The organism is Deltaproteobacteria bacterium GWC2_55_46, assembly GCA_001595385.3.
Taxonomy (GTDB): Bacteria; Desulfobacterota; GWC2-55-46; order GWC2-55-46; family GWC2-55-46; genus UBA5799.
This window is the reverse complement of record LVEI03000001.1, coordinates 513,268-539,867: the sequence shown is the minus strand read 5'-3', so window position 1 is coordinate 539,867 and position 26,600 is coordinate 513,268. Positions and strand designations below refer to the sequence as shown.

Here is a 26,600-nt window from a genome sequence, read left to right as displayed (position 1 = left end):
CTTGAACAAGGGATGCGTCCCGTGGTATTTTTATTTGATGAGCGTTTTCTCGCGTAAGAACAAAAAAGCTTATGGAGTGGCGAGGGGGGCTGCCTGCCTCAGGGCCGCCATTACCGTCGTGCTGGCTCTTTTCGTCTTCTCAGGTTGCGCCAGCATCCCTGAAGGGCCAGTTAGAAGGGACGCCAGAGAGATCTACGACGGCGCCGTGAACGCGTACTTGAGCGGCAACCTGCAAGAGGCTGACAGGTCCTTCAAGATGCTCATGGAGGAGTACCCCTTGAGCCCGTACTCCCAGGAATCCGAGCTGATGCTGGGTGACGTGAGCTACGCCATGGAGAGCTACGAGGACGCAAGCTCCTATTACACCAACTTCGTTGCCCTTCATCCCGCGCACATCAAGGCCCCGTACGCGCTTTTCCAGAAGGGCATGAGCCATTTCAAGGACGTGCTCACGCTCGACAGGGACCAGGCCTCGACAAAGAAGGCCCTCTTCGCCTTTGAAGACCTCATCGCGGCTTATCCCGGCTCGCCTTATGTCGCCACGGCAAAGGACCTCTCGGTATTCATGAGGAACAGGCTTGCGGAAAGGGAGTTCTACATCGCCAGGTTCTATTTCAAGCAGAAAAAATATAAGGGGGCCCTTGGCCGCCTGCGTGACATACTCACATCTTATACTGACGCCGGGATAACCGACAAGACCCTCTACTTCATAGGGGAGTCATATATCGGGCTTGGGGAGAAGGAGCTCGCCAACGAGGCCTTCTCCACGCTTATTACAAACTACCCCGGGAGCCCGTACGCGCGCGACGCCAAGGGCCGGATGGGAGAGGTATAGGGCATATGGAGAAGGGCTGGCAGCATAATTACGACCTTGGCAAGAGGGCCTTTGACGAAAAAAAGCTCGATACGGCCCAGCAGTACCTGGAGAAGGTGGCGATCGAAAAATCCGGGTACGCGGACGTACATAATATGCTCGGGCTCATCTACTACAACGCCACCAGGTTCGAGGACGCCATCAGGTCTTTTATGAAGGCCATTGAGATAAACCCGGATTATACAGAGGCGTCGCTCAACCTTTCGGTAGTCTACAACGAGCTCGGCCAGTTCGATAAATCATCCGAGGTATATTCGCTCGCGAAGCTGGCCAGGAGGGGCGCCGAGAGTTACCTCGACCCTTACGTCAAAGGCAAGCTCGCCAATATGCACGCCGACCTGGGGCTTATCTACAAGGACCTCGGCTTCTATACCGAGGCAGCCGAAGAGTTCAAAAAGGCCTTGAGGCTCAGGCCCGAGTTCGTCGATATCAGGACCAGCCTTGGGGTCGTCTACAGGGATATGAAGGACTTTGAGAGCGCCATTCGTGAGTTCAATGAGACCATAAAGGAGCACCCCGATTACCCTGGCTCAAGGATACAGCTCGGGCTTACCCACTACGTCATGGGGCAGCGTGATTTGGCAAAGGCCGAATGGCTGAAGGTGCTCGGAGAGAACCCCGGCAACAAGATGGCCCAGATGTACATGAACCTGCTCCGCACGCCAGCAAAGCCCTGAGCCCCAGGGATCAGTTTCATCTCCGCCCATCGGTTTATCCCTAAACAGCCCCAGCTACGCAGCCGCGGCCAGTCCCGCGCGCCTTGTCTTCTTATAATTCTCGTAGATCATGACTTTTTTCAGCACAGATACCTTCACCATTCGTATTGGGATCGGAACAGGTGCGTCTTTTCCATGTTGGCGAAAAGCCGTTGACATTCCGGAGGATTGGAGTATAATTCTGATGATTCTGATAAGTCTGATTGGTAAGATAATTTGGAGGAGATATGGCGAGGAAGAAGGATGGGGGCTGCTGCGGGACTGATGTAAAGAGGGTGGAGGGCTGCAAGGTAGAGGCCGTCGTAAGCGTTGACGAGAGAGGGCAGATGGTGCTGCCAAAAGAGTTGAGGGAGAAGGCCGGCATAAGGGCCGGAGACAAGCTCGCGGTAGCCACATGGGAGAAGGACGGCGAGGTCTGCTGTATCACCCTCGTCAAGGTAGAAGACCTGGTGGATATGCTCAAACACAGGCTCGGCCCTGTCATGAGAGAGATGCTCTGAGGAGGCTTCCATGAAAAAGAAGACACGGCTCGGAGAGAAGGCCGCTTGCTGCGGGGCAAATACCGCTCAATGTTGTCCAACTGAAGACGCGGGGAAAAAGCCCTTAAGCACTGATTCTGCTGTCACCTGGAAAGACCGCATAGACCATTTCAGATGCAGGATAGGCGCGTACAGGATGAAGTATGTAGTCGTGCCCGGGCTTTACGCCCTGGGCAGCCCTGGCCCCGGCTCAGACGTTTTTGTAACCGCGAACTACAAGATGAGCTTCGATATTTTACGCGGATCTATACCAGGCGTGGACGCATGGCTGCTCGTCCTTGATACCAAAGGCATAAACGTCTGGTGCGCCGCAGGGAAGGGGACATTCGGCACGGATGAGCTTGTAAAAAAGGTATTCTCGGAAAGGCTCCATGAAAAGGTATCACACAGGCGTCTCATACTGCCACAGCTAGGCGCACCGGGTGTTTCGGCCCCTGAGGTCAGGAAGCAGACCGGCTTCAGGGCTATATACGGCCCTGTGCTGGCCTCCGATTTGAAAGAATTCGTAAGCTCAGGCTATAAGGCGAGCGCGGGGATGAGGCTGGTCCAATTCAGCCTGAAGGACAGGCTCGTGCTTACCCCTATGGAGCTCAGGCCCGCGCTCAAGATATTTGCCATCTTCTCTTTACTGCTCTTTGCGTTATCCGGACTTACCACCAGAGGGATCTCCTTCGAAGCGGCAATTGGCTACGGCGGGCCGCTCATTATTTTGGGGCTCGTCTCCGTACTGGCGGGCGCATTGCTTACCCCGGCCCTGCTGCCGTACATACCATTCAGGCCGTTCGCCATAAAAGGCTGGCTTGCCGGGCTTGCCTCTGTTCTCGTCGCCTCGTTTTTTATTCCCGCCCCGGAAAGCGTCCTTTTAAAGGCGGCGTCATTGCTTTTCTTTCCCCTCGCAAGCTCGTACATGGCCCTTCAGTTCACGGGCTCTACTACTTTCACGGGGGCCTCGGGGGTCAATAAGGAGCTTAAGTTTTCGATTCCTGTCTACCTTGCTGGTACGGGTATGGCGTTCTTGCTTTTCATCGCGTTCAAGATAAGCCAGTGGGGGCTCTTATGAGGTATCTGGAAGCTGTTTGTACCCTTGGGTATGATACGGAAAAATGCAAGGGCTGCGGACTTTGCGCCGATGTCTGCCCTCATGGGGTGTTCGTCATGGCGGATAAAAGGGCAAGGCTGACCGATAGGGACCTTTGCATGGAATGCGGCGCCTGCATGAGGAATTGCGAGCACGGGGCCATCAAGGTCAAAACCGGAGTCGGCTGCGCCGCTGCGCTTATAAGGGGAATGGTAACTGGTGATGTCTCGTGCGGCTGCGGAAGTGAGGCGGATAATGGTGATAATGGCAAAGGGGCGTGCTGCTGAGATAATTTTTTAGCTGTTTTTAACAACACAGGACATATCTTGCTTCTAATTAAAGATCGACAGGGGGTAGAAAGTGTTTTTTTGTAAAGTTCCCGGTCAGGGTTGCGAAATAGAGCTAAAGCATACAGCTAAGGAGGCTTAAAGATGTCCAAGGCAGACGAGATCAAGCAGGCTATCGGGGCGCATGGCATGTGGAAGGTAAGGCTTAAGAAGGCTATCGAGACAGGCCAGAGCGAGTGGTCGGTAGCCAAGGTCAAGGCAGACAACAATTGCGACTTCGGAAAATGGCTGCACGGACTGCCTGATCATGAGAAGAAAGGAGAGAGCTGGACGAGGATCAGGAACCTCCACGCCTCCTTTCATGAAGAGGCGGCAAAGATACTCGATTACGCTGTCACCGGGAAGAAGGAGGCGGCGGCCGACGGGCTGGAGCTTGGGAGCGATTTCGCGAAACTCTCCTCTGGTCTTACGACGGCGATGATGAAGTGGTCGTCGTGCTGTTGACTTAAGTACTACTTAAAAAACTACTAAAACGCGAAAGCCCGGGATGACCGGGCTTTTTGTTGATCGCAATCTCACCAATAAGGCTGTTTTACAGCTCTTCTATCGTCCTGTACGCCTGATCGATAGCCAGGCCGATATTTTCGGGTTGAGCCCCGCCGGCCTGCGCCATATCGGCCTTTCCGCCGCCTTTGCCGCCTATTATTGGCGCGAGCCTCTTTATTATCTCTCCGGCGCTGTAGCGTGATACCAGGTCCCTTGTAACGGCAGCAAGGAGCAGCGCCTTGGAGTCCTGCTCGGCCGCGAGAACGACTATGCCGCTTCCGAGTTTCTGCCTCAGGGCATCAGCCATCTCGCGTAGCTCTTTGGCGTCGCCGGCGACCTTCGTGGCGAGAACGCTCACGCCAGCCACCTTGCGCACAGATTCCAAGAGCTCTCCAGCGGCTCCTGCCTTCTCCTTGCCTTTGAGGCGCTCTATCTCTCTGCCAAGCTCTTTTTCTTCCTCGAAGAGCTTTTTTATCCTCTCAGGCACGTCGTTCCTGGGCACCTTAAGGAGCGCCGACGCTTCCTTAAGCGTATCCTCGGCCTGGTTGAGGAACGCGAGGGCAGCTTCTCCGGTCACGGCCTCTATTCTTCTTACGCCAGCGGCTACCGAGCTTTCACCTGTGACCTTGACGATACCGATATCGCCGCTCCTCCTCACATGAGTCCCGCCGCATAGCTCGGCGCTTACTCCCTCGACCTGCACCATGCGCACGAGGTCGCCGTATTTCTCTCCGAAAAACGCGAGCGCCCCCCTTTCTACGGCTTCGGTGTAGGAGAGGACGTCTGTCGTGACCTCCCTGTTTGAAAGGATGGCCCTGTTCGCCTCCTGCTCGATCTTTCTTATCGTGTCAGCCCCCAGCGGCTCGAAGTGGCTGAAGTCGAACCTGAAGTAGCCTGGGGCCACGAGAGAGCCTGCCTGTCTGACGTGCTCGCCTACTGTCTTTCTCAGTATGGCGTGGAGTATGTGCGTGGCGGTGTGATTCCTGCGTATTGCGTTCCTGGCTTCTATATCTATCGCCAGCTCAGCCGTGTCGTCTACGTTTATCGAGCCTTCCTCGATCTTGCAATAGTGGACTATGAGGTTATTTACCGGCCTTCTCGTGTCCATTACCTTGAGGCTGAAGCCCTTGCCGACGATCACGCCCGTGTCTCCAACCTGTCCGCCTGATTCGGCGTAAAAAGGCGTCTCGCCGGTTATGACCTCGACATCTTCGCCGGAGAAGGCCGCGTCTACCGTCTGTCCGTCCTTAATAAGGCAGAGGACCCTTGAGGAGACGGCGTCCATGTGGTAGCCGGCGAACTCAGATGAGAGCCCGGCTGAAGAGAGGCTCTTGTAGAACTCCTGCGAGGAGGACTTGCCTTCAAGCCCCTTCCATGAGGCCCGTGCCGTCTTCTTCTGCTCTTCCATGAGCTTGCCGAAGCCGTCCTCATCGACTGAGAAGCCTTCTTTCCTTATTATGTCGGCGGTAAGGTCCACAGGGAAGCCGAAGGTGTCGTAGAGCTTGAAGGCGACGTCGCCTGGTATTACCGTCGCGTTCATCTCCTTCAGGGCCTTTACCTCTCCTTCAAGGAGGGCGAGGCCGCGCTCCAGTGTCTCAAAGAAGCGTTCCTCCTCGCCCCTGGTGGCCCTGGCGATGAGGTCCCTGGCCTTTACTATCTCCGGATAGATCGCCCCCATCGATTCGATTACCGCCCCGTTCACCTTGTAAAGGAAAGGCTCCTGTAGCCCCAGATACCTTCCGTGGCGGGCCGCCCTCCTGATTATCCTCCGGAGCACGTAGCCACGGCCTTCGTTACTCGGCAACACCCCGTCGGCCATGAGGAATGTTATCGCCCTCGCGTGGTCGGCTATCGCCCTTATGGATACGTCTGTTTCAGGGTTTGCTTCGTATTTGACCGAAGACAGCTCCAGAATCTTCCCTATGATAGCCGAGAAAAGATCGCTGTCGTAGTTGTTGAGCTTGCCCTGCATGACTGCTGAAAGGCGCTCAAGGCCCATGCCGGTGTCTATGCATGGTTTAGGCAGCCCGGTAAGCTTCCCACCGGCGCTCCTGTCGTACTGCATGAAGACCAGGTTCCAAAGCTCCAGGTACCTGTCGCAGTCGCACCCTACGGCGCATTCCGGCCTTCCGCAGCCGACATGAGGCCCCTGGTCTATCAGTATCTCGGAGCACGGGCCGCAGGGGCCGGTATCTCCCATCGACCAGAAGTTGTCCTTCTCCCCGAGCCTTACTATACGCTCAGGAGGGATGGCGGCTACCTTCTTCCATATCCCGGCGGTCTCGTCGTCGCTCTCGAATACCGTTACCCAGAGCCTGTCCTTGGGGAGGCCCATCTCCTTTGCAAGGAACTCCCAGGCGAACTCTATGGCGCCTTCCTTGAAATAGTCGCCGAATGAGAAGTTGCCGAGCATCTCGAAGAATGTGTGGTGCCTGGCGGTCCTGCCGACGTTTTCGAGGTCGTTGTGCTTGCCACCCGCCCTCATGCACCTCTGGCATGACGCAGCCCTTGTATAATCCCTTGTCTCCTCTTCGAGGAAGACCCCCTTGAACTGGACCATTCCAGCGTTCGTGAAGAGGAGGGTTGGGTCGCCTTTTGGCACAAGGCCGGACGACGGCACTATCGTGTGGCCCTTTTTCGCGAAGTAATCCAGAAAACGTTTTCTGATGTCTGATGACTTCATACTCTTTCCCGTTGATAAAATAATATTTTTTTAATATCAATCTCTATTCGTCATCTACAGAGAGGCCGCCCAGGACCTTCATTATGGCCCCGGTTGAAAAGCCCCTTGCCAGCAGGTGCCTGAAGGCCCGCTCCCGCGCCTTGGGCCCTTTGACCGAGCTGTTCCTCTTGAGCCACCTCTTGAGCGCGTCGTTTGCGCCTTCTTCTTCAGGCGCCGATTCAATTAATACCAGTTTTATTATGCCTTCTTCGATCCCCTTTAATGATAGCTCTCTGGCTATCCGCGCTGGCCCCCATGCCTTGTGTCTGGCGCGTGATTCGGCCAGCCCTCTCGCGAACTTCTCGTCGTCGAGGTAGCCAAGCTCGATGAGGTACTGGACGGCTTCTCCGGCCTCGTCAGTATCAAATTTTTCCTTGAGCTTCGTCTCCATCTCCCGGACGCTTCTGGGCCTTATGGAGAGGAGGCGCATCGCCGCCCCTTTGGCGCTTATGCCGTTCTTCTTTTGCGGCCTTTCTTTCATAATGGGGAGGGGAGGACTTAGCAGGCTGAAATAAGTCCATCTGCGTCGTTGCCTTCAAAGCGAGTCAGTGCGGCGTACCAAAGAAGTACGCCTCCTTCCTCGCTCCCCGATTTCATTGGGGCCTCGCATATGGTTTTTTAAGCAGCCTGAACAAAATCTGTATTTTTCAGCAACCTGTCAAGGGACAACAAAAAAGGTCCCCCCTCAGAACCTTTCTATGTCAGCCGGAGGGGGCGTGGCGCCGCCGCCTTCCTTCTCGTTTTTCTCAAAGTCCTTCCATCCCATATCGCTCGTGCCGGAGACACCCTTTACCTTGAGAGCGAAATCAGCCGGGTTACTCGACTGCCTCAGGGCCTCTTCGTAGGAGATGAGCCCCTTGTTAAGCAGAGACATGATGGACTGGTCGAAGGTCTGCATGCCGTATGTGGTGTAGCCTTTGGAGATGGCGTCGGCGATGTCTTTTGTCTTCTCCTTGTCCTCGATGCACTCCCTTATGCGCCCGGTGGAGACCATGACCTCTACGGCCGGCACGCGCGCCTGGCCGTCCTTGGTGGGCATGAGCCTCTGGGAGACTATCGCCTTTATTACCCCCGCGAGCTGTATCCTTATCTGCTTCTGCTGGTACGGGGGGAATACCGATACTATCCTGTTCACGGTCTCCATGGCGTCGATGGTATGGAGGGTGGAAAGGACCAGGTGGCCGGTCTCGGCCGCTGTGAGGGCTATCTCTATCGTCTCAAGGTCCCTCATCTCGCCGACCATGATGATGTCCGGGTCCTGCCTGAGGGCGCCCCTCAACGCGTCCGAGAAGCTCGGGGCGTCCATGCCTATCTCCCTCTGGTTGATGATGCACCTTTTGTCCCTGTGAAGGAACTCGATGGGGTCTTCGGCGGTTATCACGTGGCTGGATTTGTGGTTGTTGATATAGTCGAGCACGGCGGCAAGCGTTGTCGATTTCCCGCTGCCGGTGACCCCGGTCACAAGGACCAGGCCCCTTATCTCGTTTGCGACGGTCTCAAGGACCTTCGGCAGGTTAAGCTCATCGAAGGTCTGTATCTTTATCGGGATGACCCTGAGGACTATGCCGACCGCGCCCCTTTGCTGGAATATGTTTACCCTGAACCTGCCGAGGCCTGGGACGCTGTAGGCCATGTCGAGCTGGTGGTTCTGCCTGAAGGTCTCCTTCTGGGCGTCGCTCATGAGCCTCATCGCTGCCCTGGCTATCTCATCAGGCGCGAGCCTCTCGTGGTTCTTTATCGGCACGAGAGAGCCGTGCACCCTCAGTATCGGGGGCACACCAGCCTTTAGGTGCACGTCAGAGGCCTTGCCCTTGACGGCGACGTTCAGGATGGAACTTAAGTCTATCTCCGCCATTACTTCTGCTCCTCGTTTGTCTTGATGCCGTAGTGCTGGAGTATCTTCTGCTCGATGTCCGCGGCCACCTCCGGGTGCTCACGGAGGTACGACCTCGCGGCCTCGCGCCCCTGGCCGAGCCTCTCGCCGTTGTAGGAGAACCATGAGCCGCTCTTCTCGACGATATCGACGCCGGAGCCGAGGTCAAGGATGTCGCCCTCCCTCGATATGCCCTCGTTAAAGAGGATGTCGAACTCGGCGTCCCTGAAGGGCGGGGCGAGCTTGTTTTTAACGACCTTGACCCTTATGCGGTTGCCTATGACCGAGTCTCCCTGCTTTAGCTGGCCGATCTTCCTTATGTCCATCCTGATGGAGGCGTAGAACTTGAGCGCGTTCCCGCCGGTGGTGGTCTCCGGGCTGCCGAACATGACGCCTATCTTGTGCCTTATCTGGTTTATGAATATGACGCAGGTGTTGGACTTGCTTATGGTCGAGGTGAGCTTGCGGAGCGCCTGGCTCATGAGCCTGGCCTGGAGGCCCATGTGCGAATCGCCCATTTCGCCTTCGAGCTCGGCCCTTGGCACGAGCGCGGCGACAGAGTCTACGACGATGAGGTCGACAGCGCCGCTTCTTATGAGGACGTCGGCTATCTCAAGGGCCTGCTCGCCGGTATCCGGCTGTGAAAGGAGCAGGTCGTCGGCGTTGACTCCGAGCTTCTTGGCGTACGAGAGGTCGAGGGCGTGTTCGGCGTCGATGAAGGCTACTGTCCCGCCCTTTTTCTGCGCCTCAGCCGCTATGTGGAGCGTAAGGGTGGTCTTTCCTGAAGACTCCGGGCCGAATACCTCGACTACCCTTCCCCTTGGGACCCCGCCGATCCCCAAGGCTATATCGAGGGCCGTCGATCCGGTCGATACGGCCGATATCTTCACAGGGGCGCCGTCCTTGCCGAGCTTCATTATCGAACCCTTGCCGAACTGCTTTTCTATCTGGCTTATGGCGAGGTCAAGCGCCTTTGTCTTGTTTGCCGATGTGGTCGTGGGCGTAGTGGACATCTATTGCGGCCTCCTTCTGGGTTTTAAGGTTTGAGAGCGGCTTCTTTCATGGCCGTGTACTCGGCCCCGGTTTTTTTCAGCTCGCTTTTAAAGAGTATTACCGAAGAAACTCTGAAATCCGCCTTTATCTGCGGCTTTATATCTGCCAGGAGCCTTCCCAATGCCTTGCCGTCCCCAATGGATTTTATCCGGCAAAGCGTAAGGTGCGGGGTGAAGGGGCGCTCCTCGCGCTCAAAGCCTATCGCATTGAGGTGCTCTTCCACCTGGCGCTGGAGCTTCGCAAACGATTCGTTCTCCTTTATACCTGCCCATATGACCCGCGGGCTCTTCTGGTTTGGGAACCCGCCAACCCCTTCTACCGTGAGGCTAAATGGGGGGATGCCGGAGGCGGCCTCTTGAAGGGCGCTGCCAAGCTCTTCGAGGCGTTTATCGTCGACCTCTCCGAGGAACTTAAGCGTCAGGTGCACGGCCTCGGGCCTTACCCAGCCCACCGATTTAAAACCCCGGTCAAGGCTCTCCTGTACTGCGCGGAGCGCTTCCTTGACCTCCGTTGGTATCCTTATGGCTATGAAGGTCCTTATTTCAGGCCTCCGTCTGTCTTTATGCCGGCAGCATCCGCGAGCATCTTGAGGGCGGCTTGAGCCGAGCTCTTTTTTACCGACTTTCTTCCGCCCTTGAAGAGGAACCTCTTGACAGTAGTCCTTGAGCCCTTGGATACGGCAATGAATACAAGGCCGACCGGCTTTTTTGGGGTGCCGCCCCCAGGCCCTGCTATGCCTGTTACAGCTGCCGAGATATCGGCCTTAAGCCTGCTTCTCGCGCCTTTAGCCATCTCCGCGGCTGTCCGCCTTGAGACGGCGCCGAAAGAGGCGAGGGTGGCCTTCCTGACGCCGAGCTGTGATATCTTTACGCTATCGTCATAGGCAACGATAGCGCCTTTAAAGTAATCGGAACTCCCCGGCACGTCGGTTATAAGGCTTGAAAGAAGACCCCCGGTACATGACTCGGCGATCGCCAATTTGAGCCCCTTTCTCCGAAGGGATTCTCCTATAAGGGCCGCTATCATATCTTCCCGGCAAGCCAGAGGACGAGATGGGCTGCAATGTTGGCGTATACGCCGGCGGCCAGGTCGTCCAGCACTATACCGGTCCCGCCCTTTAACCGCCTGTCCAGCCAGGATACCGGATAGGGCTTAAGAATATCAAAAAACCTGAAAAGAATAAACACCAATATTGCGTTTATGGCCGTGAACGGAAGCAGTATTATGCCCACAAGATAACCGCTTATCTCGTCGGCCACAATGGAGGGATGGTCGTGAGTACCCTGTATCCTGGAGGCCTCTGATGAGACAGCGATAGAGACCGCGATGACGGCTATCGTGGCCAGAGCCTGCCAATGTATGGCAAGCCCTGACAAGAGCCAGGCTATGGGCACGCCCCATAGCGTGCCGAAGGTGCCGGGCATGACCGGGGCCCTGCCCAGGTAAGCGCCGGTTGCGAGAAAAACGGCCAGGCGGTCTCTCAGAATATGAACCTCCTCATGTTTATATTGAGGAGCACCCCTGCGGCTATCATCGAGGTTATAAGGAACGACCCGCCGTAGCTTATGAAGGGGAGCGGTACGCCGACCACGGGCAGTAGCCCCGAGACCATGCCCAGGTTTATGGTTATCTGCCAGAAGAACATGACGGTAATGCCGAAGGCAAGGAGAAAGCCGAACCTGTCCTTTGAGCCCGTGGCGGTATGGAGCCCCGATATTATGAGGGCGAGGAAGAGCCCTATGACCACGAGCGCCCCGGCAAGCCCCCATTCCTCGGCCAGGGCGGCGAAGATGAAGTCGGTATGGTGCTCTGGCAGGAACATGAGATTGCCCTGCGTGCCGTGAAGGAAGCCTTTGCCGAGCACGCCGCCGGAGCCTATGGCTATCTTGGACTGCATGACATGGTAGCCTGTGCCCAGCGGGTCGGCCTCCGGGCTCATGAAGCTCGTAAGCCGCGCCTTCTGGTAGTCCTTGAGGAAGACCCAGGCGATAGGCGCCATGGCCGCGAAGAGCAGTCCCAGGCCAGCTATGACCCTTGTCCTTATCTTTACGATAAAGGCCATGGACCAGAATATCATCCAGATTATTATCCCGGTGCCAAGGTCCGGCTGCTTTGCTATGAGCAGGAAGGGGATTATCATGATAAGGCCCGGCAGGATGAGGTCTTTAAGGCCCATGCCCCTGTCCGGCACCATCTTCTCGTTAAAGTACTTGGCGAGCATGATTATGAGCGCGATCTTGGCGAATTCCGACGGCTGAAGCGAGAAGAAACCGAGCGAGATCCACCTCTTGGCCCCGCCGAAGGAACTTCCGATGAAGAATACCGAGATTAGGAGCAGTAGCGATGCGCCGTAAATGAAATAGGCTGCGCGCTCCAGATAGGCATAGCTTATGACTATGGCGAAGAGCATGCAGGCCGCGCCTATGCTCATCCAGTAGACGTCTTTTTTGTATATGGACGGCATCTGGGCGTGCGTGGCGCTGTATATGCTCATGAACCCCACGAAGATGAGGGCGATGATGACGGAGAGTATAGACCAGTTGAAATGCGTGAAAAGCCGCCTGTCAATCATCGATAGTCTCCTGCCGGGGGGTACTCTTCCCTGGGGCTCTCACCGGTACGACAGCCGGGTTAGCCTCCGAGGGGTCTTCATCCGGCGACTCCAATTCCGAGGGCGGCGTTTGTGTCTCTATCCCGGCCCCGGGCTCTTCCTTTTCGAGATATGCCTTGAACATCTCTTTGGCCACAGGCGCGGCCGCCGACGCCCCGAAGCCGCCGTGCTCTACGATGACCACTACGGCTATCTGCGGGTCGTCATATGGAGCGAACCCGGCGAACCAGGCGTGGTCGCGGTACTTGTACGCGATGGATTCGATGTTCTTTGTCCTTTTTATGAGCCTTGTGACCTGTGCCGTCCCGGTCTTGCCGGCGATCTTAAGGTCAACGGGCCTGCTGAGGAACCGGGCCGTGCCGCCCTCCTCGTGAGTGACCCCGCGTAGGCCATCCCTTACGACAGCCATCGTCTTCTCGGATATTCCCAGCTCGCCCCTTTTCTCGGACGTTGCTTTGGATATGAGCTTGCCGTCCGGTGTGGTGACCTCATCGACCAGCAGCGGCCTCCACAGCGTGCCGCCGTTGGCGATAGCCGCGTAGGCGTTAAGGAGCTGAAGCGGGGTGGTGAGCGTATACCCTTGTCCCACAGATACCGATATGGTCTCGCCCTCGTACCATTTTATCTTGTAGGTCTTGAGCTTCCACTCCGAGGACGGCACCAGGCCGGACTTCTCATTGTGGAGCGGCACCCCTGTTTTCGTGCCGAAGCCGAAGCGTTTGGTATAGTTTGCCAGGCGGTCTATCCCGAGCTTCAATCCGACCTGATAGAAAAAGGTGTCTGACGATTCCACTATGGCCCGGTGCACGTTTATAGTGCCGTGGCCTTCCTCCTTCCAGTCCCTGTACGCCCTGCCGGCGAACCAGAAGGACGGGCCGGCGTAGATCATGGTGTTCGACGTTATGACCCCCTCTTCGAGGGCGGCGGCCGCGTGGATAGGTTTATAGGTGGAGGCCGGTGGGTACTGCGCCTGTATGGCCCTGTTGTTGAGCACGTTAAGGGGGTTTTCCACTATCGCCTTCCATTCGTCCCTGGTTATGCGGGTGGACAGGGCATTGGGGTCGAACCCAGGAGTACTGACCATGGCGAGGACCTTGCCGGTCTTCGGGTCCATCGCGACCGCCGCGCCGACCTTGCCGCTCAGGGCCGCCCATGCCGCGACCTGGGTCTTTATATCGATGGTGAGCTTCATGTTGTTGCCGGGGTAGGGGGGTATCCAGTTGGCTACCCTTATCTTTCTGCCAAGGGCGTCTACCTCAAGCTCCTTGCCGCCGTCCACCCCGCGGAGTTCGTTCTCAAAGTACTTCTCAAGCCCGTACTTGCCGATAAGGTCGCCGGAAGAGTACCTCTCCTCCTCCTCGCGTTCCTTAAGCTCCCGCTCGCTTATCTCGCCTATGTAGCCGAGGAGATGGGCGGTGGCCTCGCTGAAGACATAGGAGCGCTTCGGCGAGACGTCGAGCATTATGCCTGGTATCTCGAACTTGAAGCTCTCTATCTTTACGGTCTCCTCCCATGAGAGGTCTTCCTTGAGCTTGACCGCGTTGAAGGGCGCCCTCTTCTTGGCGAGCTTCTCGTTGACGGTCTCCTCGTCGATGCCCACGAGCCGCGTGAGCATCTCCTTGGTCCTGGCCCAGTCCTTTACGTCCTCCGGCATGATGTAGAGGTCGAATCCGGGGCGGTTTTCTGCGATCTTTACCCCAACGCGGTCGTAGATAACGCCCCTGGGGGCAGGGGATTTTATCAGGCGTGTCGCGTTGTTGAGGGATAGTTCGTTGAAGTATGAGTGCTCGAGGACCTGCAGGTACCACAGGCGCGCGGTAATGATGAAAAAGAGGGCCCCTACAAGGATGGTGGCGGCAAAGACCCTGCCCTTGAATTCACGGGGCTCCTTGTCCTTGAAATAGCTTCTGCTCAATTCTCGCTGTCCTTGAACTTATGGGAGGTCACAAGGGAGGTAATCTTCTGAAGGAGCGCGATTACCGCTGGTGCCAGGAACGCGGTGACCATGGCAGCCAGGACCACCCCGGAGAAGAAATAGACGTCGACGTCCGTGACCTTGAGGGCGTAATAGGTGAGCGCGCCTTTCATCAGGGCGGCTGCAAACACCCCGGCGGCCCTGATTGCCGGGGTGGTGAACTGGACTATCCAGGCGAGGTAGCGGACCGCCAGGAATATGACGATAAGGGCGAAGGAGCTTGTGCCGATTATCCCGCCGCTGAAGGCGTCGTCCAGGTACCCGAGGGCGAAGGCCGAGATGGCGCCTTCGGCGGAGGCCTTCCTGTAAGCCATGTAAAAGACGATTATGAGTGGGACGTCCGGCAGCGGAATGCCCGGGAAAAGCGTGCTCTTAAGAGCCAGATACGCGATTGTAAGCGGAAGAAATAAGATGAACTCTTTCATTTCGTGCCTGCTGCGCCCGCCACAGGCGGGAACATTCTAATCCGGATTTTAACAGAAAAGACCGGGGGGTGAAAAGAGCTAAAAACGCCGGAGAGCTATTCAGTGTAGAAGGAATCTTCCTTCAGGATCAGCACCTCTTCGAGCCTGCCTGTGTCTGCGGCGGGCCTGACCTCTATGTGCTTGAAAAAGTTATCCCCGCCTTTTTCTATCTTGGTCACCTCGCCTACGACGAGCCCCTTGGGGAATATCCCGGAGAGGCCCGAGGTCACTACCAGGTCGCCGACCTGGACGTCGTCGACCTGTCTGATGTACTTGAGTATGATGCCGTCGGAGCCGTTGCCCTCGACCACGCCTTTAACGCGCGTACGCTGGATGACCACGTCTATGTTCGACCTCAGGTCGGTGGCCAGCAGCACGCGGGCGGTATGGTTCTGTACTTCAAGGATACGACCCACTATGCCATGGGGGGAGATCACCGCGCGGTCTTTCGCGATGCCGTCCTCCTTGCCCTTGTCCACCACCACTGTCCTGGTCCAGCTCTCCTTGTTGAGGGCGATTATTCCAGCGCCGTAGGCGCTGTATGGAAGGCCCTCTCTGTATTCGATGAGGGCGCGCAGGCGCTCGTTCAGCTTAAGCTCTTCGACGAGCCTGTTGTTCTCCTGCCTGAGGGCCGCTACCGTCTTTGTGAGCGTTTCGTTGTCGTCCCTTACGCCGACGAGGAAGACGTAGTCGGTCCAGATACCCTTGACAAAGGCCTCCGCGCCCAGGACCATCTTTTGCGCAGGGGCTACCGTGTACGCAAGGAGTTCCTTGAGGAGATAGCCCCTCTCGTAATCCCTTTTGCCGGTGAGGGCGAGGTGCAGGGAAAAGAGCGCCAGGACGGTAGAGATGATGATAAGCTGGTGCTTTCTTAAAAAAGAGTAGATGTTACGTTCAGATGACCGCATCCACGTTTACCCGGCTTTGCCTTTATCAGTTTGGTATGGTCACTTCCCTAAGGAGCTTCATCTCGTCAAGGACCTTGCCGGCGCCTTTGACGACGCAGGTGAGCGGGTCCTCGGCGATCGTGACCGGTAGCTGGGTCTCTTCCCTCAGTATCGTATCGAGGTTCTTTATGAGCGCGCCCCCTCCGGCAAGGACTATGCCCTTGTCGACGAGGTCGGCGGCAAGCTCCGGCGGGGTCGTCTCGAGGACGTGCTTTATCGCCTCTATGATGGCGTTGATCGGCTCGTTAAGGGCTTCCCTTATCTCGCCGGACTCTATCGCAAGGGTGGTGGGTATGCCTGTTATGAGGTTCGAGCCTTTTATCTCGAGCTTATGCGTCTTCTCTTCAGGCATAGGCAGGCCGAGCGACATCTTTATCATCTCCGCTACACCGGTGCCTATCGAGAGGTTGTACTTCCTCTTGATGTACTGGACGATCACCTCGTCGAGCTTGTCCCCGCCGATCCTTATCGACTTTGACTGGACTATGCCAGCGAGCGATATGACGGCGATCTCGGAGGTGCCGCCGCCGATGTCGACTATCATGTTGCCCGATGGCTCGGTTATGGGGAGGCCCGCGCCTATCGCGGCCGCCATCGGCTCTTCAATCAGATAGACCTCTGCGGCGCCGGCAGAGTAGGCCGATTCCCTTACGGCCCTCTTCTCTACCTGGGTTATGCCTGAGGGCACGCCGATTATTATGCGGGGGCGCACAAGGAGCCTCCTGTTGTGCACCTTGGCGATGAAGTACTTGAGCATCTCCTCGGTGACCTCGAAATCGGCGATGACCCCGTCCTTCAAGGGCCTTATCGCGGTGATGTTCCCGGGCGTGCGCCCCAGCATGGCCTTGGCTTCCCTGCCGACGGCGAGGACCCTTTTGCCCTTGCCGTCTTTTTTGACGGCGACGACCGAAGGCTCGTTGCAGACTATCCCCTTGCCCTTGACGTATATGAGGGTAGAGGCTGTGCCAAGGTCTATCGCGAGGTCGTTTGAGAAAAGACCTAAAAGGTAATTAAACATGTGTTTCCGGACTCCTTTGAAATTAATACGTGATATAAAAAATATTAACAGAAAACATTTCGGCTTGGCAAGGAAAAAAGTTGAATTTACATACAAATTTCATTATGATAACTGTTTGAATCAGATTAATCATCGACCGGGGTAGGCCGGCGTTCAGGAGGCGTTAATGCTCGAGGGTATCAGAAAGAGGCGAAATTCCGTCGTTATATTGATTGCTTTCGCCGCCATCATTGTAGTCTTTATATTCTGGGGTGTAGGGCCGAACTCAGGAGGCGAAGACGCCTCCGGCGTGGTAGCGACAGTCGACGGCGAGTCGATAGGCTCAAGGGACTACGCGAACCTCTACAAAAGGGAGATTGAATATTACCGGAATACATTCAAGGAGCAGTTTACTGAGGAGATGGCGGAGAGGCTCAATCTCAAGAAAAAGGCCCTCGATATCCTTATAAACAGGCTCCTCGCCATAAAAGAGGCAAAGGAGCAGGGCATAGACGTCACCGACAAGGATGTCCAGGACGCGATAAAGGCCATCCCGGCGTTCAGCAGCAACGGCGCCTTCGACAAGGACCTTTACTTCAAGGTCTTAAGCTCGAACCGCATCAACCCCGCCGAGTTTGAAGGAAACGTTGAGGCAGACCTTATAACCTCGAAGATAAGGGATAAGGTCTTGAAGGACGTCATTGTAAGCGAAGAGGATGTCCGCGAGAGGTACTTCAGCGAGAACAGGAAGATAGACTTGAGCTTCATCGCCGTCGACATCTCCGCGGCAAAGGGCGGCATAACCGTTACGGACGAAGAGGCGAAGGCATACCTGCAGAAGAACGCCTCGGAGTTCATGGCCCCTGCCAGGGTGAATGCCTTCTACGCCTTCGCCGGGTTTAACGACTTCAAGGGCAAGGCCGAGGTGACGTCAGCCGAGGTGAAGGAGTATTACGAGAAGAACAAGGGGCGGTTCGAGACCCCGGCGGCCGTTAAGGCAAGGCATATACTCATAAGGTCTGATGCGGCTGCCGCCGACAAGGAGAAGGCCAGGGCAGAGGCCAGGCGGAAGATAGACGATATTCTGAAGAAGGTAAAATCCGGCTCGGATTTCGCGACGATCGCGAAGAAGGTCTCTCAGGACCCAGGGAGCGCCAGGCAGGGCGGCGAGCTTGGATGGTTCCAGAAGGGTGTTATGATAAAGGCCTTCGAGGAGGCTGCCTTCGCGCTCAACAAGAATGAAGTGAGCGGCGTGGTAGAGACCGAGTTCGGCTACCATGTCATAAAGGTCGAGGAGAAAAAGGATGCGGGGCTCAAGCCTGTAAAGGAGGTTGAGCCAGAGATAAAAGAGGCGCTCGCCGGGCAGAAGGCTGTAGAGCTTGCGAGGGAGGCCCTTACGGCGCTTGACGCAAAAGCGGCACAGGCAAAGGGCGATGACGAGCTTAAAAAGATAGCCTCCTCTGCAAAGGGGTTCAAGGCGGGGGTTACGGGATTTTTCTCAGAGGACGACCAGGGCGTGGAGCTTGCGCGTAACGAGCAGCTCAAATCAGCCGTCTTTACGCTTAATCCCGGCGAGGGCTCCAGGATAGTAGAGACCGAAGATGGCGCGTACCTCTTGAGGGCCGTACAGAGGCAGGATGCGCGCGTCCACGACTTTAAGGATGTCGCCTCAGTGGTCAAGGGCAGGATTACTGAAGAGAAAGCAGGGCTGGCAGCAAGGGAGAAGGCCGTCAAGATGCTTGACAGGCTCAAGGCCGGAGAAGATATGGCAAAGGTGGCAGGCTCGGAGAATTTGAAAGTGGCCTCTACCGGCTACTTCAGCCGCACCGACGGCTTCATGCCGCGCACAGGCCTCTTTGTCGGCGACAAGGAAACGCTTTTCAAGCTCGATGAGAAATCTCCTTACTTCCCTGAGGTCCTCTCGCAGGGAGGCCGCCATTATGTCCTTAAATTCGCAGGTGTGAAAGAGGCGCAGGAAGCCGGCCTCGACGCGAAAAAAGAAGAGATACGCGCCAGGGTCCTTGCAGAGAAGCAGGACGAGGTCCTCGGCAAGTGGCTCGCAGGCCTCAGGGAGAACGCGAAGATAAAGATAAACGAAGGCGAGCTCTGATAAAGGCATATTAAAACCGCCGGGGGGAATGCCCCCGGCTGCTTCAAAACCTGTGTGACAAGGCCGGGACGACCGGCCATTTCATTTTTAACAATACGGAGACAAGATGCGCTATTCGAGGATGCTGCTCCCGACACTGAAAGAGTCCCCGGCAGATGCTGACGTCATAAGCCAGAAGCTCATGATGAGGGCCGGTATGATAAGGAAGGTAGCCGCTGGCATCTATAACCTCCTGCCGCTCGGCCTCAGGACGGTAAGGAAGGTAGAGGCCATAGTGAGGGATGAGATGAATAGGGCCGGGGCGCAGGAGGTCCTGATGCCCATGGTCGTCCCCTCTGAGCTATGGCAGGAGAGCGGCAGGTGGGACGAGTATGGGAAGGAGTTGCTGAGGCTCAAGGACAGGCACGACAGGGAATTCTGCCTGGGCCCTACGCATGAAGAGGTGATAACCGACATGGTGAGGAGGGAGGTGCGCTCCTACAGGGAGCTTCCCTTGAACCTCTATCAGATACAGACAAAGTTCCGTGACGAGATACGCCCGAGGTTCGGCCTCATGAGGGGCAGGGAGTTCATAATGAAGGACGCCTACTCCTTCCACGCCACCGCGGAGAGCCTGGACGAGGAGTACGAGAACATGTACCGCGCCTACACGCGGATATTCCAGAGGTGCGGCCTCAAGTTCAGGGCCGTGGAGGCGGAGACAGGGGCCATAGGCGGCAGGTTCTCTCACGAGTTCATGGTGCTGGCGGAAAGCGGAGAGGACGCGATAGCGAGCTGCGCGAAGTGCTCATACGCAGCCAATGTGGAGAGGGCTGAGATACGCGAGCATAGGGCCGGAAACCCCGCTTCAGCGCCTTCCGTCGAAAGGGTATCGACGCCCAACATGAAGACCATCGAGGAGGTAAGCGGTTTTCTCAAGGTCAAGCCTGAGGTTATGATAAAGACCCTTATCTACGAGACCGACAAGGGGCTTGCCGCCGCCCTCGTAAGGGGCGACCATCAGTTGAATGAATTCAAGTTCAGGAACGTGGCCGGCGCTGCCTGGGTGAAGCTCGCCGAAGAGGGGGCTGTGAAGAAGGCTACAGGAGCGCCCGTTGGTTTCGCCGGTCCGGTGAAGCTCTCTATCCCGGTCTACGCCGACTTCGCTGTAAGGGGTATTTCTAACGGCGTTACCGGCGCGAACGAGGACGGAGCGCATCTTATACACGTGCTCCCGGGCAGGGACTTTAATGCCGTCTACTCCGATATAAGGAACGCCGCGACCGGGGATGAATGCCCGAGGTGCGATGGCTTATTTGAGATAAAGCGCGGGATAGAGGTCGGGCATGTCTTCAAGCTCGGCACCAAATATTCCGAGGCGATGGGCGCGACCTTCCTTGACGAGGCAGGCAAGGAGCAGGTCATGACCATGGGCTGCTACGGGATAGGCATCGGCAGGACCGCAGCCGCAGCCATAGAGCAGAACCATGACGAGGCTGGCATAATATGGCCCAGGCCGCTCGCGCCTTTCGACTGCGAGGTGGTGCCCGTGAACGTAAAGGACGACCAGACGCGCAAGGTCTCGGAGGAGTTATACGAGAGCATCCGTAAAGAGATGGACGTCCTCCTTGACGACAGGGACGAGAGGGCGGGCGTTAAGTTCAAGGACGCGGACCTTTTAGGCATACCAGTGCGCGTGATCATTGGAGAGAGGAACCTCAAGCAGGGCCTTGTGGAGATAAAAGAGAGGATGAGCGGGGAAGTGAGGCTTGTCAAGGTCGAAGAGGCCGTCTCCGAGGTGAAAAAAACTCTCAATTTATGATATTGACCTGACTGGGTCGTTTTGAGGCAGCCGCCACCTTTCTCAGGTGGCGGCTTTTTTTTCGTTACTTTTGGGTCCTTTTTCTAAGATAGATGGCGCCGGCCGCAGCGGCGAGCAGGGCCATTGTGCCTGGCTCTGGCACGGCATGGTTCTCGTTGTTGTCGTAAGTGCCGTTGGTGTTGTTTTCGTAAGTGCTATTGGTATTGTTGTTGTGGAAGTTGAAGTTGAACCAGCCCCAAGCATGGCTTGTCGAGGGGCTCGCGACAGTTAAGCCAAGCGCCAGGATAGCGGCTGTCAAGAGTGCTTTCATGCGGTTTCCTCCTTTCAGGTTTGATGTACCTGTTTGTATCGCAATAACAGTGCCAATCGCCAGATCCCTTTAATTTCAAGGAACTCCGTTATTGCGTTGTAAGAATATTTTACAGCGGGGCGGACGGTGATCTCCGGCAAGTATTTGTTCTTGCACGCTTATCCCAGTTCCGCTCCCACTGTAAATTTTTTTCTATCCTTTATTCTTTTTGCGTGACGCTATGATAATGGAGGCAGCGGTCCCAAGCAGGAGCAATGTCGAAGGCTCCGGTACCTGCCTTGGGCCTGACTCGGCGTCGTGGGAGAACGGTGCGAACTCATCCCTGTCGATATCGCCCTCGACCCCATCCTTGGTGTACAGGTCGAAGTGTATAGTGTAATCCCCGTCCAGGTTCGAGACGTCAACGAGGAAGTCCTCGAAATACATCGTGCCATTTGGGTCGGGTGTCGGACCCTCACCGGCATCGTCCTGGGTGTTGTACGCGGTCGCCGTATTGTTCGGGTCGAACGTAAACTCGAACTCAGCGAAGTAGGTCGGGAATATCCCGTGCTTCGAAAGGTCGTTGGCGTCAAAGGCGAGGTTCGCCTCAAGCGGAGGCACTCCGTAGACCATATCCGCCGTGACGTCTATGGTAGTGCCGTTGAAGGTGAAGGAGCCCAGGTCGGTCGAGGTGCTTGTTTGCGGGACCAGCGCCGCCGAGATATAGAACGTGTCGCCAAGAAGGGTGTCCTGGTCCGGGAGGAGCAGGGCATAAAGAGTAAACTGGTCGGACGTCGCCACTATCGTCTCCGTATTGGTGTCGTATACCCCGTCAAGGATGTCCAGCTGTAGCGTCGGCTCGGCATACGCGGCGCCGGCAAAGAGCGTAGTAGCGGCCGCGACCCCTGCTAGTAGATTCCTTAAGCGCCTCATCTCGCACCTCCTCCAACGGTTTATTTGAGAATATGTGAATTGCAAAGGACGTGCCCTTTTTGTAAGTCTCTGATCCGGCTTCTATTTCTTTTTACAGGAGATGAATGGCAGTAAAACTTTTTTCCAGCGATCTGCTATTGATGGAGCTGTTTTTAGTAGCGGACCTGTTCCTAAGTGCCTTGTATTGCGTTATTTTCGCGAAGATACAGTAGACTGGGAACTTTTTTTACAGGTGCCCGGCATTCTTACCTGGCAAGCCGCCTTGACGCAAAAGCAGTATGTCAGGTTGACAAGCGTGGTTTTTGAATTAACCTATTAAGAAAAACATTTTGGGGAGGTGCTGGCATGAAAAGGTTTATGGTATTAGGCTCTGCTCTCGCTATACTGACCGGGTTTTCCGCGCTTCCTGCACATGCCGCGTACGATACCAACGTAGGCTGCGGCCTCGGCTACATGCTCTTTAAGGAGATAGGCCAGGAGAAGACGCTATTCCAGGTATTCGCCGTCACAACGAACGGGACTTTCGGCAACCAGACATTCGGAATCTCATCCGGCACCCTTGAGTGCAAGCAGCCGGCAAGCTTCGTCAGTAACGACAGGCTGAAGACCTTCGTGGCGGCCAACATGGAAACGCTGGCTCAGGATATGGCCGCCGGCAGCGGCGAAACTCTTGTGACCCTTGCCGAGCTCATGGAGGTCCCAACTGAGAAGAGGTCGGCTTTCTACGCCTCTGTCCAGTCCAATTTCAAAAGCATATATACCTCCGCGGACGTACAGTCTGCCGATGTCATTGACAACATCGCCAAAGTAGCTCTTTAAAGGCCGGCCCGGGCTTGAATTCGAGCGCAGTGCAGGGACGTTTTAATCTTTCGACCAGTTGGCCGTGCGGGACCTTTCCCGCATGGCCTCTTTTTTTTCTCTTCCTGTTCTTCGCCTTCCCATCGGGAGCTTTTGCGGAAGTCGATTATAAAGATGAGCTGGCGGATAAGGCCGTAGCCCTCAAACTCCATGAAAAGCGGCAGTGGCAGGTGCTTCTTCATTACAGGCCGACTCTTCCTGGCGGCTATAAGAGCCTTGTGGACGACCCTGCCTTCTTCAATTCGCCTTCCGGCAAGGACGACCCGCTGGAAGAAATGCGCGCCACGATAAGGTCCTTTTTCAGGACCGATACCGACGGAGACCTCCATCCACAATGCAGATTCATTGCCAGGTACAAGTGGCTTGACGAGGAGCTTGAGATAGACTCTTCCAAGCTTCCGGGCCCGGACTGTAAAGGGTTCAGGGAGTTCTCCCGAAACCTCGACCCCAGGTCCGCGGTCCTCATCTTTCCGGTCTCTCACATGAACAGCCCGGCCTCGATGTTCGGCCACACCCTGTTGAGGATAGATTCCGGCAAGGAGTCGAGCCTTTTCTCCTTTGCCGTCAATTATACGGCTGTGACCGGCGAGACCAACGGGATACTCTTCGCCGCCAAAGGCCTCTTCGGTTTCTACAAGGGCTACTTTGGGGTGCTCCCCTATTATGAAAAGATAAAGGAGTACAGCAACCTCGAGAACAGGGACATGTGGGAGTACAGGCTTGAGTTTTCCAGGGAGGAGGTCGAAAGGCTGCTACTGCACCTCTGGGAGCTGAAGGACGTTTATACTTATTATTATTTCTTCGACGAGAACTGCTCTTATAACCTTCTTCTTGTGCTTGAGGCGGCAAGGCCGGGGACGGATATCATTAAATTACTCCCGCCATGGGTGATACCTATGGACACCGTCAAGGCCATTAAGAAGGCGGGTTTCGATTCCGGGTCCGCGCTCTACAGGCCGGCCAAGGCGACAAGGATAAGGCACATTGAGACGACGCTCGGCGCCGGGCCGCGCCTCCTGGCCCTTGATATGGCATTTGGCAGGAAAGACCCAGGCCAGCTCTCTCAAGAGCGATTGAGCAGGGAGGAGAAGGCGCGCGTTCTTGACCTCGCTTCAGAGTACCTTCAGTACAGGTACTCGAGGGAGATGCTCAGTAAGGAAGAGTATACCGCGAGCTTCCTCAAGGTCCTTGGCGCGAGGAGCGCTCAAGGACTTATACCAGAATACAAGGTCGATGCGCCCGTGCCGCCCGAGGAAGGGCACGGCCCGGCAAAGATCGCTTTTGGCGGCGGCGTAAAAGAGGGGGCTTCATTTCTCTCGCTTAAGCTCAGGCCGGCAAACCACGCGCTTATGGACCCTGACCCGGGCTATCTGCCGGGCGCGGCGATAATATTTATGGAAGGCGAGGCGAGATACAATTTTACGGAGAGGAAGCTGACGCTTGAGAGGCTGACCTTCGTCGATATCAACTCGGTCGCCCCGCGCGATGACTTCTTCAAGCCCGTATCATGGAGGGTCTCAGCCGATGTCTTTAGAGAAGAGATGCGCAAAAGAGAGCACAGGACCGTTGCGAGGCTTTCCGGCGGGCCGGGCCTGAGCTACTCCGCCTCTGGCGGTCTGCTCGTCTACGGCTTTATCGGCCCTGAGGCAAAATTCGGGAGCGGCCTTGACGACGGCTATGCCCTGGGCGGCAGCGTCCGGGCTGGCGCCATACGCCCCCTAACCGGCTGGTGGAAGGCGCAGGTCGAGCTCATGGCGGCATCCTTCGGGCCAGGTGACAGCCACGATATCGCCTCAATCGAATTTAATCAGACCTTCTCTGTTAAAAGGGATGAGGCCGTGACCCTTAATGTCAGGAAGGAAAAGTTCGACGGGTTTTATTCGACGGAGGGGGTGTTGTCCTGGAACATGTACTTTTAAACCCGCCTCATATGGTAGAAGGCCCACTTGGCGCACTCATACGCCGGCTGCCAGCGCTGCTGTATGGAACAGATATATTTAAGAAGGGTGTGCTTAAGGAACATCCGGTCGTCCTCAAGCTCTTTCACGTCCTCAGGAAAAAGGTGAAGCTCCTTAAGCGCCGCCTCTTTCTCCTCCGCCGTTATAAGGCTCTTGAATATTATCCTGCTTAAGAGCTTCTGGCATTTGGAGGCCCTCATTGGCTCGTTCGGGAAGCTATCGGTGAACGACAGGCATGCCGGGGTTAAGTTGTAATGCTCAAGCACCCGTTCCAGCTCTTCCCTGTGCTCTTCCGTGTTAATAGTTGAAGCTTCTGTCACCCTTATTCTCCTAACAGGATTTTGAAAAAGTCCATCCAGGACTTTTTCAACTGCGATTTGGCCTGAGTGAATCAGTCCAAATCTTACAGATTGCTCGACTTTTCAAGTCTCGCAATCTGGCAATCCGTCCCTGGATTGCTTGGCAGGATGTTTTTCAACACCCTGCTAAAGGTTTTTTACAGCCTTATAGACCGCCGAAAAATCCTCTTCGCCGGAACCCCTCGACATGGCCACCGCGAAAAGCTCCTTGGCGACCCCGGCTGTAAAGAGTGGCGATCTCAGTTCCCGTGCAAGGTCCTGCAGGTAATGGAGGTCCTTGTACATAAGAGAGGTCTTGAAGTGAGCGGCGTAGTCCTCTTTCAGGAGCTTCTCCTTCTTGGCATCCATTACGGCGGAGCTTCCCGCGCCCTTTGAAAATATATCAAGGGCTGCATGCCTGTCAAGGCCCGCCTTCTCGCTGAGGGCCGTCGCTTCGGCTATGGAGGCCATGAAAGAGCCGAGGAGGAGGTTGTTGATGAGCTTGACCTTCGTGGCAAGCCCCGGCTCCCGCAAAAAGAATATCTCCCTGCCGAGCTTTTCAATGATGGGGAGGGCGGCCCTGTACGGGGCCTCTTCCCCGCTCACGAGTACGCAGAGATTGCCTGTCATGGCCTGGACTATGCTGCCCAGCAGCGGGGCCTCAAGGTAGCTTGCCCCGCGTTCTTTGAGTATCGAATGAAAGGCGCTCACTTCGCTAAAGTGGTTGGTGGTCGTATCTACGATCACCTTGCCCTTGAGCCCGGCGCTAAGAAGTCCATGCCTCATGGTAAGGACTTCGCGGACAGCCGCGCTGTCATAGAGGCTGAGTATTATAAAATCGGCCCTCGTCGAGGCGGAGGCAGGGGTGTCGCTTACAAGCACGTCAAGCTCCCTTGCCTTCGTAAGCGTTCTGTTCCAGGCGTAGACCTCCACGCCCTCGCTTTTAAGCCTTGAGGCGATCGCCTTGCCCATCCGGCCAAGCCCGATAAGACCTGCCCTCACAGGAGCCACTCAGGACCTCTCTATATGGATTTTTACAAGCCTCCTTAATAGTATAGCAGACTTGCCGCTATTTCCGGCGCGCGCCATTATCTCTTGCCGGAAAGGAGGCCGTCGATAAGCACGGATACCTGCCCCGCCCAGTCGGCGCTCCCTTTTTGCGCCATGGCGATACGCCCGTCTCTGTCTATGAGGTACGCCTCCGGGGCGCGCATCACCTGGTAGGCTTCGGCCACAAAGCCGTCCTCATCCCTTATCTTTATGAATGTAAAACCCTCTTTTTCCATGAACCGGCTCACGTCGTAAAGAGAGGCGCTGTGCATGGAATCTGCCCCGACCGCTACTACGACGAGCCCCCTGTCCCTGAACTTCCGGTAGAGCGCCTCTATGGCCTTCAGCTCCTCTTTGCATGCTTCACACTTCATCCTCCAGAAGTAGAGGAGCACTACCTTGCCTTTTTGCTCTGAGAGGCGGAAGGGCTTGCCGGCCATGTCCCTGTAAAGGAAATCAACCGACGGGCTTCCGGCTGTAAGGTTTACTACATACCTGCTTTCATCTTTTTTTGCGCTCTCCCCGCACCCCGCGGCAAGAAGGCAGATCGCGAGCATGGTAAAAAGGGTTTTTTTCATTGG

The 26,600-nt window shown here is 56.1% G+C and carries 27 protein-coding genes; 10 read left to right on the top strand and 17 right to left on the bottom strand.

Features of this window, described 5'->3' with window-relative positions:
- Nucleotide 1: 1 nt before the first annotated feature.
- From A2V21_302575 to A2V21_302550, 6 genes are all read left to right on the top strand, one after another.
- Complete coding sequence (locus A2V21_302575; protein OIJ73245.1) at nucleotides 2-835, top strand: hypothetical protein; 834 nt, start codon at nucleotides 2-4, stop codon at nucleotides 833-835.
- A 5-nt stretch (nucleotides 836-840) separates the two neighbouring features.
- Nucleotides 841-1,551, top strand: a complete 711-nt coding sequence (locus tag A2V21_302570; protein OIJ73244.1) for a hypothetical protein — start codon at nucleotides 841-843, stop codon at nucleotides 1,549-1,551.
- Between the two features lie 266 nt (nucleotides 1,552-1,817).
- Entirely contained in the window at nucleotides 1,818-2,090 is a 273-nt protein-coding gene (locus A2V21_302565; GenBank protein OIJ73243.1) for an AbrB family transcriptional regulator, read from the top strand.
- A 10-nt stretch (nucleotides 2,091-2,100) separates the two neighbouring features.
- Nucleotides 2,101-3,189 (top strand): hypothetical protein, encoded by a 1,089-nt coding sequence (locus tag A2V21_302560; GenBank protein OIJ73242.1) that lies wholly within the window; start codon nucleotides 2,101-2,103, stop codon nucleotides 3,187-3,189.
- Complete coding sequence (locus A2V21_302555; GenBank protein OIJ73241.1) at nucleotides 3,186-3,494, top strand: ferredoxin; 309 nt, start codon at nucleotides 3,186-3,188, stop codon at nucleotides 3,492-3,494. Before A2V21_302560 ends, A2V21_302555 begins: the two co-directional genes overlap by 4 nt.
- Before the next feature lie 144 nt (nucleotides 3,495-3,638).
- Nucleotides 3,639-3,998: a hypothetical protein gene (locus A2V21_302550; protein ID OIJ73240.1), complete on the top strand. Its 360-nt coding sequence runs from the start codon at nucleotides 3,639-3,641 to the stop codon at nucleotides 3,996-3,998.
- Between the two features lie 88 nt (nucleotides 3,999-4,086).
- Here A2V21_302550 and A2V21_302545 read toward each other — a convergent pair whose 3' ends face one another.
- From A2V21_302545 to A2V21_302490, 12 genes are all read right to left on the bottom strand, one after another.
- Nucleotides 4,087-6,723 carry an alanine--tRNA ligase gene (locus tag A2V21_302545; GenBank protein OIJ73239.1) on the bottom strand — a complete coding sequence of 879 codons (2,637 nt, stop codon included), beginning with the start codon at nucleotides 6,721-6,723 and terminating at the stop codon, nucleotides 4,087-4,089.
- Nucleotides 6,724-6,766: 43 nt separating this feature from the next.
- The gene (locus tag A2V21_302540; GenBank protein ID OIJ73238.1) at nucleotides 6,767-7,243 is read right to left on the bottom strand and encodes a hypothetical protein; all 477 of its coding nucleotides are present in this window, start codon (nucleotides 7,241-7,243) and stop codon (nucleotides 6,767-6,769) included.
- Between the two features lie 204 nt (nucleotides 7,244-7,447).
- Nucleotides 7,448-8,608, bottom strand: a complete 1,161-nt coding sequence (locus A2V21_302535) for a type IV pili twitching motility protein PilT (GenBank protein OIJ75019.1) — start codon at nucleotides 8,606-8,608, stop codon at nucleotides 7,448-7,450.
- Nucleotides 8,609-8,616: 8 nt separating this feature from the next.
- Nucleotides 8,617-9,648, bottom strand: a complete 1,032-nt coding sequence (locus A2V21_302530) for a recombinase RecA (GenBank protein OIJ73237.1) — start codon at nucleotides 9,646-9,648, stop codon at nucleotides 8,617-8,619.
- Nucleotides 9,649-9,671: 23 nt separating this feature from the next.
- Nucleotides 9,672-10,229, bottom strand: coding sequence for a 2'-5' RNA ligase (locus tag A2V21_302525; GenBank protein OIJ73236.1), 558 nt, complete (start codon nucleotides 10,227-10,229; stop codon nucleotides 9,672-9,674).
- Nucleotides 10,226-10,714: a hypothetical protein gene (locus tag A2V21_302520; protein OIJ73235.1), complete on the bottom strand. Its 489-nt coding sequence runs from the start codon at nucleotides 10,712-10,714 to the stop codon at nucleotides 10,226-10,228. Before A2V21_302520 ends, A2V21_302525 begins: the two co-directional genes overlap by 4 nt.
- Nucleotides 10,711-11,175: a hypothetical protein gene (locus A2V21_302515; GenBank protein OIJ75018.1), complete on the bottom strand. Its 465-nt coding sequence runs from the start codon at nucleotides 11,173-11,175 to the stop codon at nucleotides 10,711-10,713. The genes A2V21_302520 and A2V21_302515 overlap by 4 nt, the downstream gene beginning before the upstream one ends.
- The gene (locus A2V21_302510; GenBank protein ID OIJ73234.1) at nucleotides 11,169-12,260 is read right to left on the bottom strand and encodes a rod shape-determining protein RodA; all 1,092 of its coding nucleotides are present in this window, start codon (nucleotides 12,258-12,260) and stop codon (nucleotides 11,169-11,171) included. The genes A2V21_302515 and A2V21_302510 overlap by 7 nt, the downstream gene beginning before the upstream one ends.
- Nucleotides 12,253-14,214, bottom strand: coding sequence for a penicillin-binding protein 2 (locus A2V21_302505; GenBank protein OIJ73233.1), 1,962 nt, complete (start codon nucleotides 14,212-14,214; stop codon nucleotides 12,253-12,255). The genes A2V21_302510 and A2V21_302505 overlap by 8 nt, the downstream gene beginning before the upstream one ends.
- Nucleotides 14,211-14,699, bottom strand: coding sequence for a rod shape-determining protein MreD (locus A2V21_302500; GenBank protein ID OIJ73232.1), 489 nt, complete (start codon nucleotides 14,697-14,699; stop codon nucleotides 14,211-14,213). The genes A2V21_302505 and A2V21_302500 overlap by 4 nt, the downstream gene beginning before the upstream one ends.
- Nucleotides 14,700-14,794: 95 nt before the next feature.
- Complete coding sequence (locus tag A2V21_302495) at nucleotides 14,795-15,646, bottom strand: rod shape-determining protein MreC (protein OIJ73231.1); 852 nt, start codon at nucleotides 15,644-15,646, stop codon at nucleotides 14,795-14,797.
- 25 nt (nucleotides 15,647-15,671) lie between these two features.
- Nucleotides 15,672-16,703, bottom strand: a complete 1,032-nt coding sequence (locus A2V21_302490) for a rod shape-determining protein (protein ID OIJ73230.1) — start codon at nucleotides 16,701-16,703, stop codon at nucleotides 15,672-15,674.
- 166 nt (nucleotides 16,704-16,869) lie between these two features.
- Here A2V21_302490 and A2V21_302485 point away from each other — a divergent pair, with 166 nt between their 5' ends.
- Together A2V21_302485 and A2V21_302480 are read left to right on the top strand one after the other, a co-directional pair.
- The gene (locus A2V21_302485) at nucleotides 16,870-18,792 is read left to right on the top strand and encodes a hypothetical protein (GenBank protein ID OIJ73229.1); all 1,923 of its coding nucleotides are present in this window, start codon (nucleotides 16,870-16,872) and stop codon (nucleotides 18,790-18,792) included.
- 106 nt (nucleotides 18,793-18,898) lie between these two features.
- The gene (locus A2V21_302480) at nucleotides 18,899-20,593 is read left to right on the top strand and encodes a proline--tRNA ligase (GenBank protein ID OIJ73228.1); all 1,695 of its coding nucleotides are present in this window, start codon (nucleotides 18,899-18,901) and stop codon (nucleotides 20,591-20,593) included.
- Between the two features lie 64 nt (nucleotides 20,594-20,657).
- On the opposite strand, the gene A2V21_302475 is transcribed toward A2V21_302480, so the two are convergent.
- Both A2V21_302475 and A2V21_302470 read right to left on the bottom strand, forming a co-directional pair.
- Nucleotides 20,658-20,903 (bottom strand): hypothetical protein, encoded by a 246-nt coding sequence (locus A2V21_302475; protein ID OIJ73227.1) that lies wholly within the window; start codon nucleotides 20,901-20,903, stop codon nucleotides 20,658-20,660.
- 192 nt (nucleotides 20,904-21,095) lie between these two features.
- Entirely contained in the window at nucleotides 21,096-21,815 is a 720-nt protein-coding gene (locus A2V21_302470; GenBank protein ID OIJ73226.1) for a hypothetical protein, read from the bottom strand.
- A 345-nt stretch (nucleotides 21,816-22,160) separates the two neighbouring features.
- On the opposite strand from A2V21_302470, the gene A2V21_302465 reads away from it, so the two are divergent.
- Both A2V21_302465 and A2V21_302460 read left to right on the top strand, forming a co-directional pair.
- Entirely contained in the window at nucleotides 22,161-22,634 is a 474-nt protein-coding gene (locus A2V21_302465) for a hypothetical protein (GenBank protein ID OIJ73225.1), read from the top strand.
- 29 nt (nucleotides 22,635-22,663) lie between these two features.
- Nucleotides 22,664-24,592, top strand: a complete 1,929-nt coding sequence (locus tag A2V21_302460; protein OIJ73224.1) for a hypothetical protein — start codon at nucleotides 22,664-22,666, stop codon at nucleotides 24,590-24,592.
- Here A2V21_302460 and A2V21_302455 read toward each other — a convergent pair.
- The 3 genes from A2V21_302455 to A2V21_302445 all read right to left on the bottom strand — a co-directional run bounded on the left by A2V21_302455 (nucleotide 24,589) and on the right by A2V21_302445 (nucleotide 26,597).
- Entirely contained in the window at nucleotides 24,589-24,951 is a 363-nt protein-coding gene (locus tag A2V21_302455) for a hypothetical protein (GenBank protein OIJ73223.1), read from the bottom strand. The two genes, A2V21_302460 and A2V21_302455, sit on opposite strands and share 4 nt — an antisense overlap.
- Before the next feature lie 165 nt (nucleotides 24,952-25,116).
- Nucleotides 25,117-25,971 (bottom strand): 6-phosphogluconate dehydrogenase, encoded by an 855-nt coding sequence (locus A2V21_302450; GenBank protein OIJ75017.1) that lies wholly within the window; start codon nucleotides 25,969-25,971, stop codon nucleotides 25,117-25,119.
- Nucleotides 25,972-26,057: 86 nt separating this feature from the next.
- Nucleotides 26,058-26,597: a hypothetical protein gene (locus A2V21_302445; protein ID OIJ73222.1), complete on the bottom strand. Its 540-nt coding sequence runs from the start codon at nucleotides 26,595-26,597 to the stop codon at nucleotides 26,058-26,060.
- Between the last annotated feature and the right edge of the window lie 3 nt (nucleotides 26,598-26,600).

What these genes read in the sequence shown, in the direction of transcription:
- A2V21_302570 (OIJ73244.1), top strand. Translation starts at nt 841, where the DNA reads ATGGAGAAGGGCTGGCAGCATAATTACGACCTTGGCAAGAGGGCCTTT.
- A2V21_302565 (OIJ73243.1), top strand. Translation starts at nt 1,818, where the DNA reads ATGGCGAGGAAGAAGGATGGGGGCTGCTGCGGGACTGATGTAAAGAGG.
- A2V21_302560 (OIJ73242.1), top strand. Translation starts at nt 2,101, where the DNA reads ATGAAAAAGAAGACACGGCTCGGAGAGAAGGCCGCTTGCTGCGGGGCA.
- A2V21_302555 (OIJ73241.1), top strand. Translation starts at nt 3,186, where the DNA reads ATGAGGTATCTGGAAGCTGTTTGTACCCTTGGGTATGATACGGAAAAA.
- A2V21_302550 (OIJ73240.1), top strand. Translation starts at nt 3,639, where the DNA reads ATGTCCAAGGCAGACGAGATCAAGCAGGCTATCGGGGCGCATGGCATG.
- A2V21_302545 (OIJ73239.1), bottom strand. Translation starts at nt 6,723, where the DNA reads ATGAAGTCATCAGACATCAGAAAACGTTTTCTGGATTACTTCGCGAAA.
- A2V21_302540 (OIJ73238.1), bottom strand. Translation starts at nt 7,243, where the DNA reads ATGAAAGAAAGGCCGCAAAAGAAGAACGGCATAAGCGCCAAAGGGGCG.
- A2V21_302530 (OIJ73237.1), bottom strand. Translation starts at nt 9,648, where the DNA reads ATGTCCACTACGCCCACGACCACATCGGCAAACAAGACAAAGGCGCTT.
- A2V21_302520 (OIJ73235.1), bottom strand. Translation starts at nt 10,714, where the DNA reads ATGATAGCGGCCCTTATAGGAGAATCCCTTCGGAGAAAGGGGCTCAAA.
- A2V21_302510 (OIJ73234.1), bottom strand. Translation starts at nt 12,260, where the DNA reads ATGATTGACAGGCGGCTTTTCACGCATTTCAACTGGTCTATACTCTCC.
- A2V21_302500 (OIJ73232.1), bottom strand. Translation starts at nt 14,699, where the DNA reads ATGAAAGAGTTCATCTTATTTCTTCCGCTTACAATCGCGTATCTGGCT.
- A2V21_302495 (OIJ73231.1), bottom strand. Translation starts at nt 15,646, where the DNA reads ATGCGGTCATCTGAACGTAACATCTACTCTTTTTTAAGAAAGCACCAG.
- A2V21_302490 (OIJ73230.1), bottom strand. Translation starts at nt 16,703, where the DNA reads ATGTTTAATTACCTTTTAGGTCTTTTCTCAAACGACCTCGCGATAGAC.
- A2V21_302485 (OIJ73229.1), top strand. Translation starts at nt 16,870, where the DNA reads ATGCTCGAGGGTATCAGAAAGAGGCGAAATTCCGTCGTTATATTGATT.
- A2V21_302480 (OIJ73228.1), top strand. Translation starts at nt 18,899, where the DNA reads ATGCGCTATTCGAGGATGCTGCTCCCGACACTGAAAGAGTCCCCGGCA.
- A2V21_302475 (OIJ73227.1), bottom strand. Translation starts at nt 20,903, where the DNA reads ATGAAAGCACTCTTGACAGCCGCTATCCTGGCGCTTGGCTTAACTGTC.
- A2V21_302470 (OIJ73226.1), bottom strand. Translation starts at nt 21,815, where the DNA reads ATGAGGCGCTTAAGGAATCTACTAGCAGGGGTCGCGGCCGCTACTACG.
- A2V21_302465 (OIJ73225.1), top strand. Translation starts at nt 22,161, where the DNA reads ATGAAAAGGTTTATGGTATTAGGCTCTGCTCTCGCTATACTGACCGGG.
- A2V21_302445 (OIJ73222.1), bottom strand. Translation starts at nt 26,597, where the DNA reads ATGAAAAAAACCCTTTTTACCATGCTCGCGATCTGCCTTCTTGCCGCG.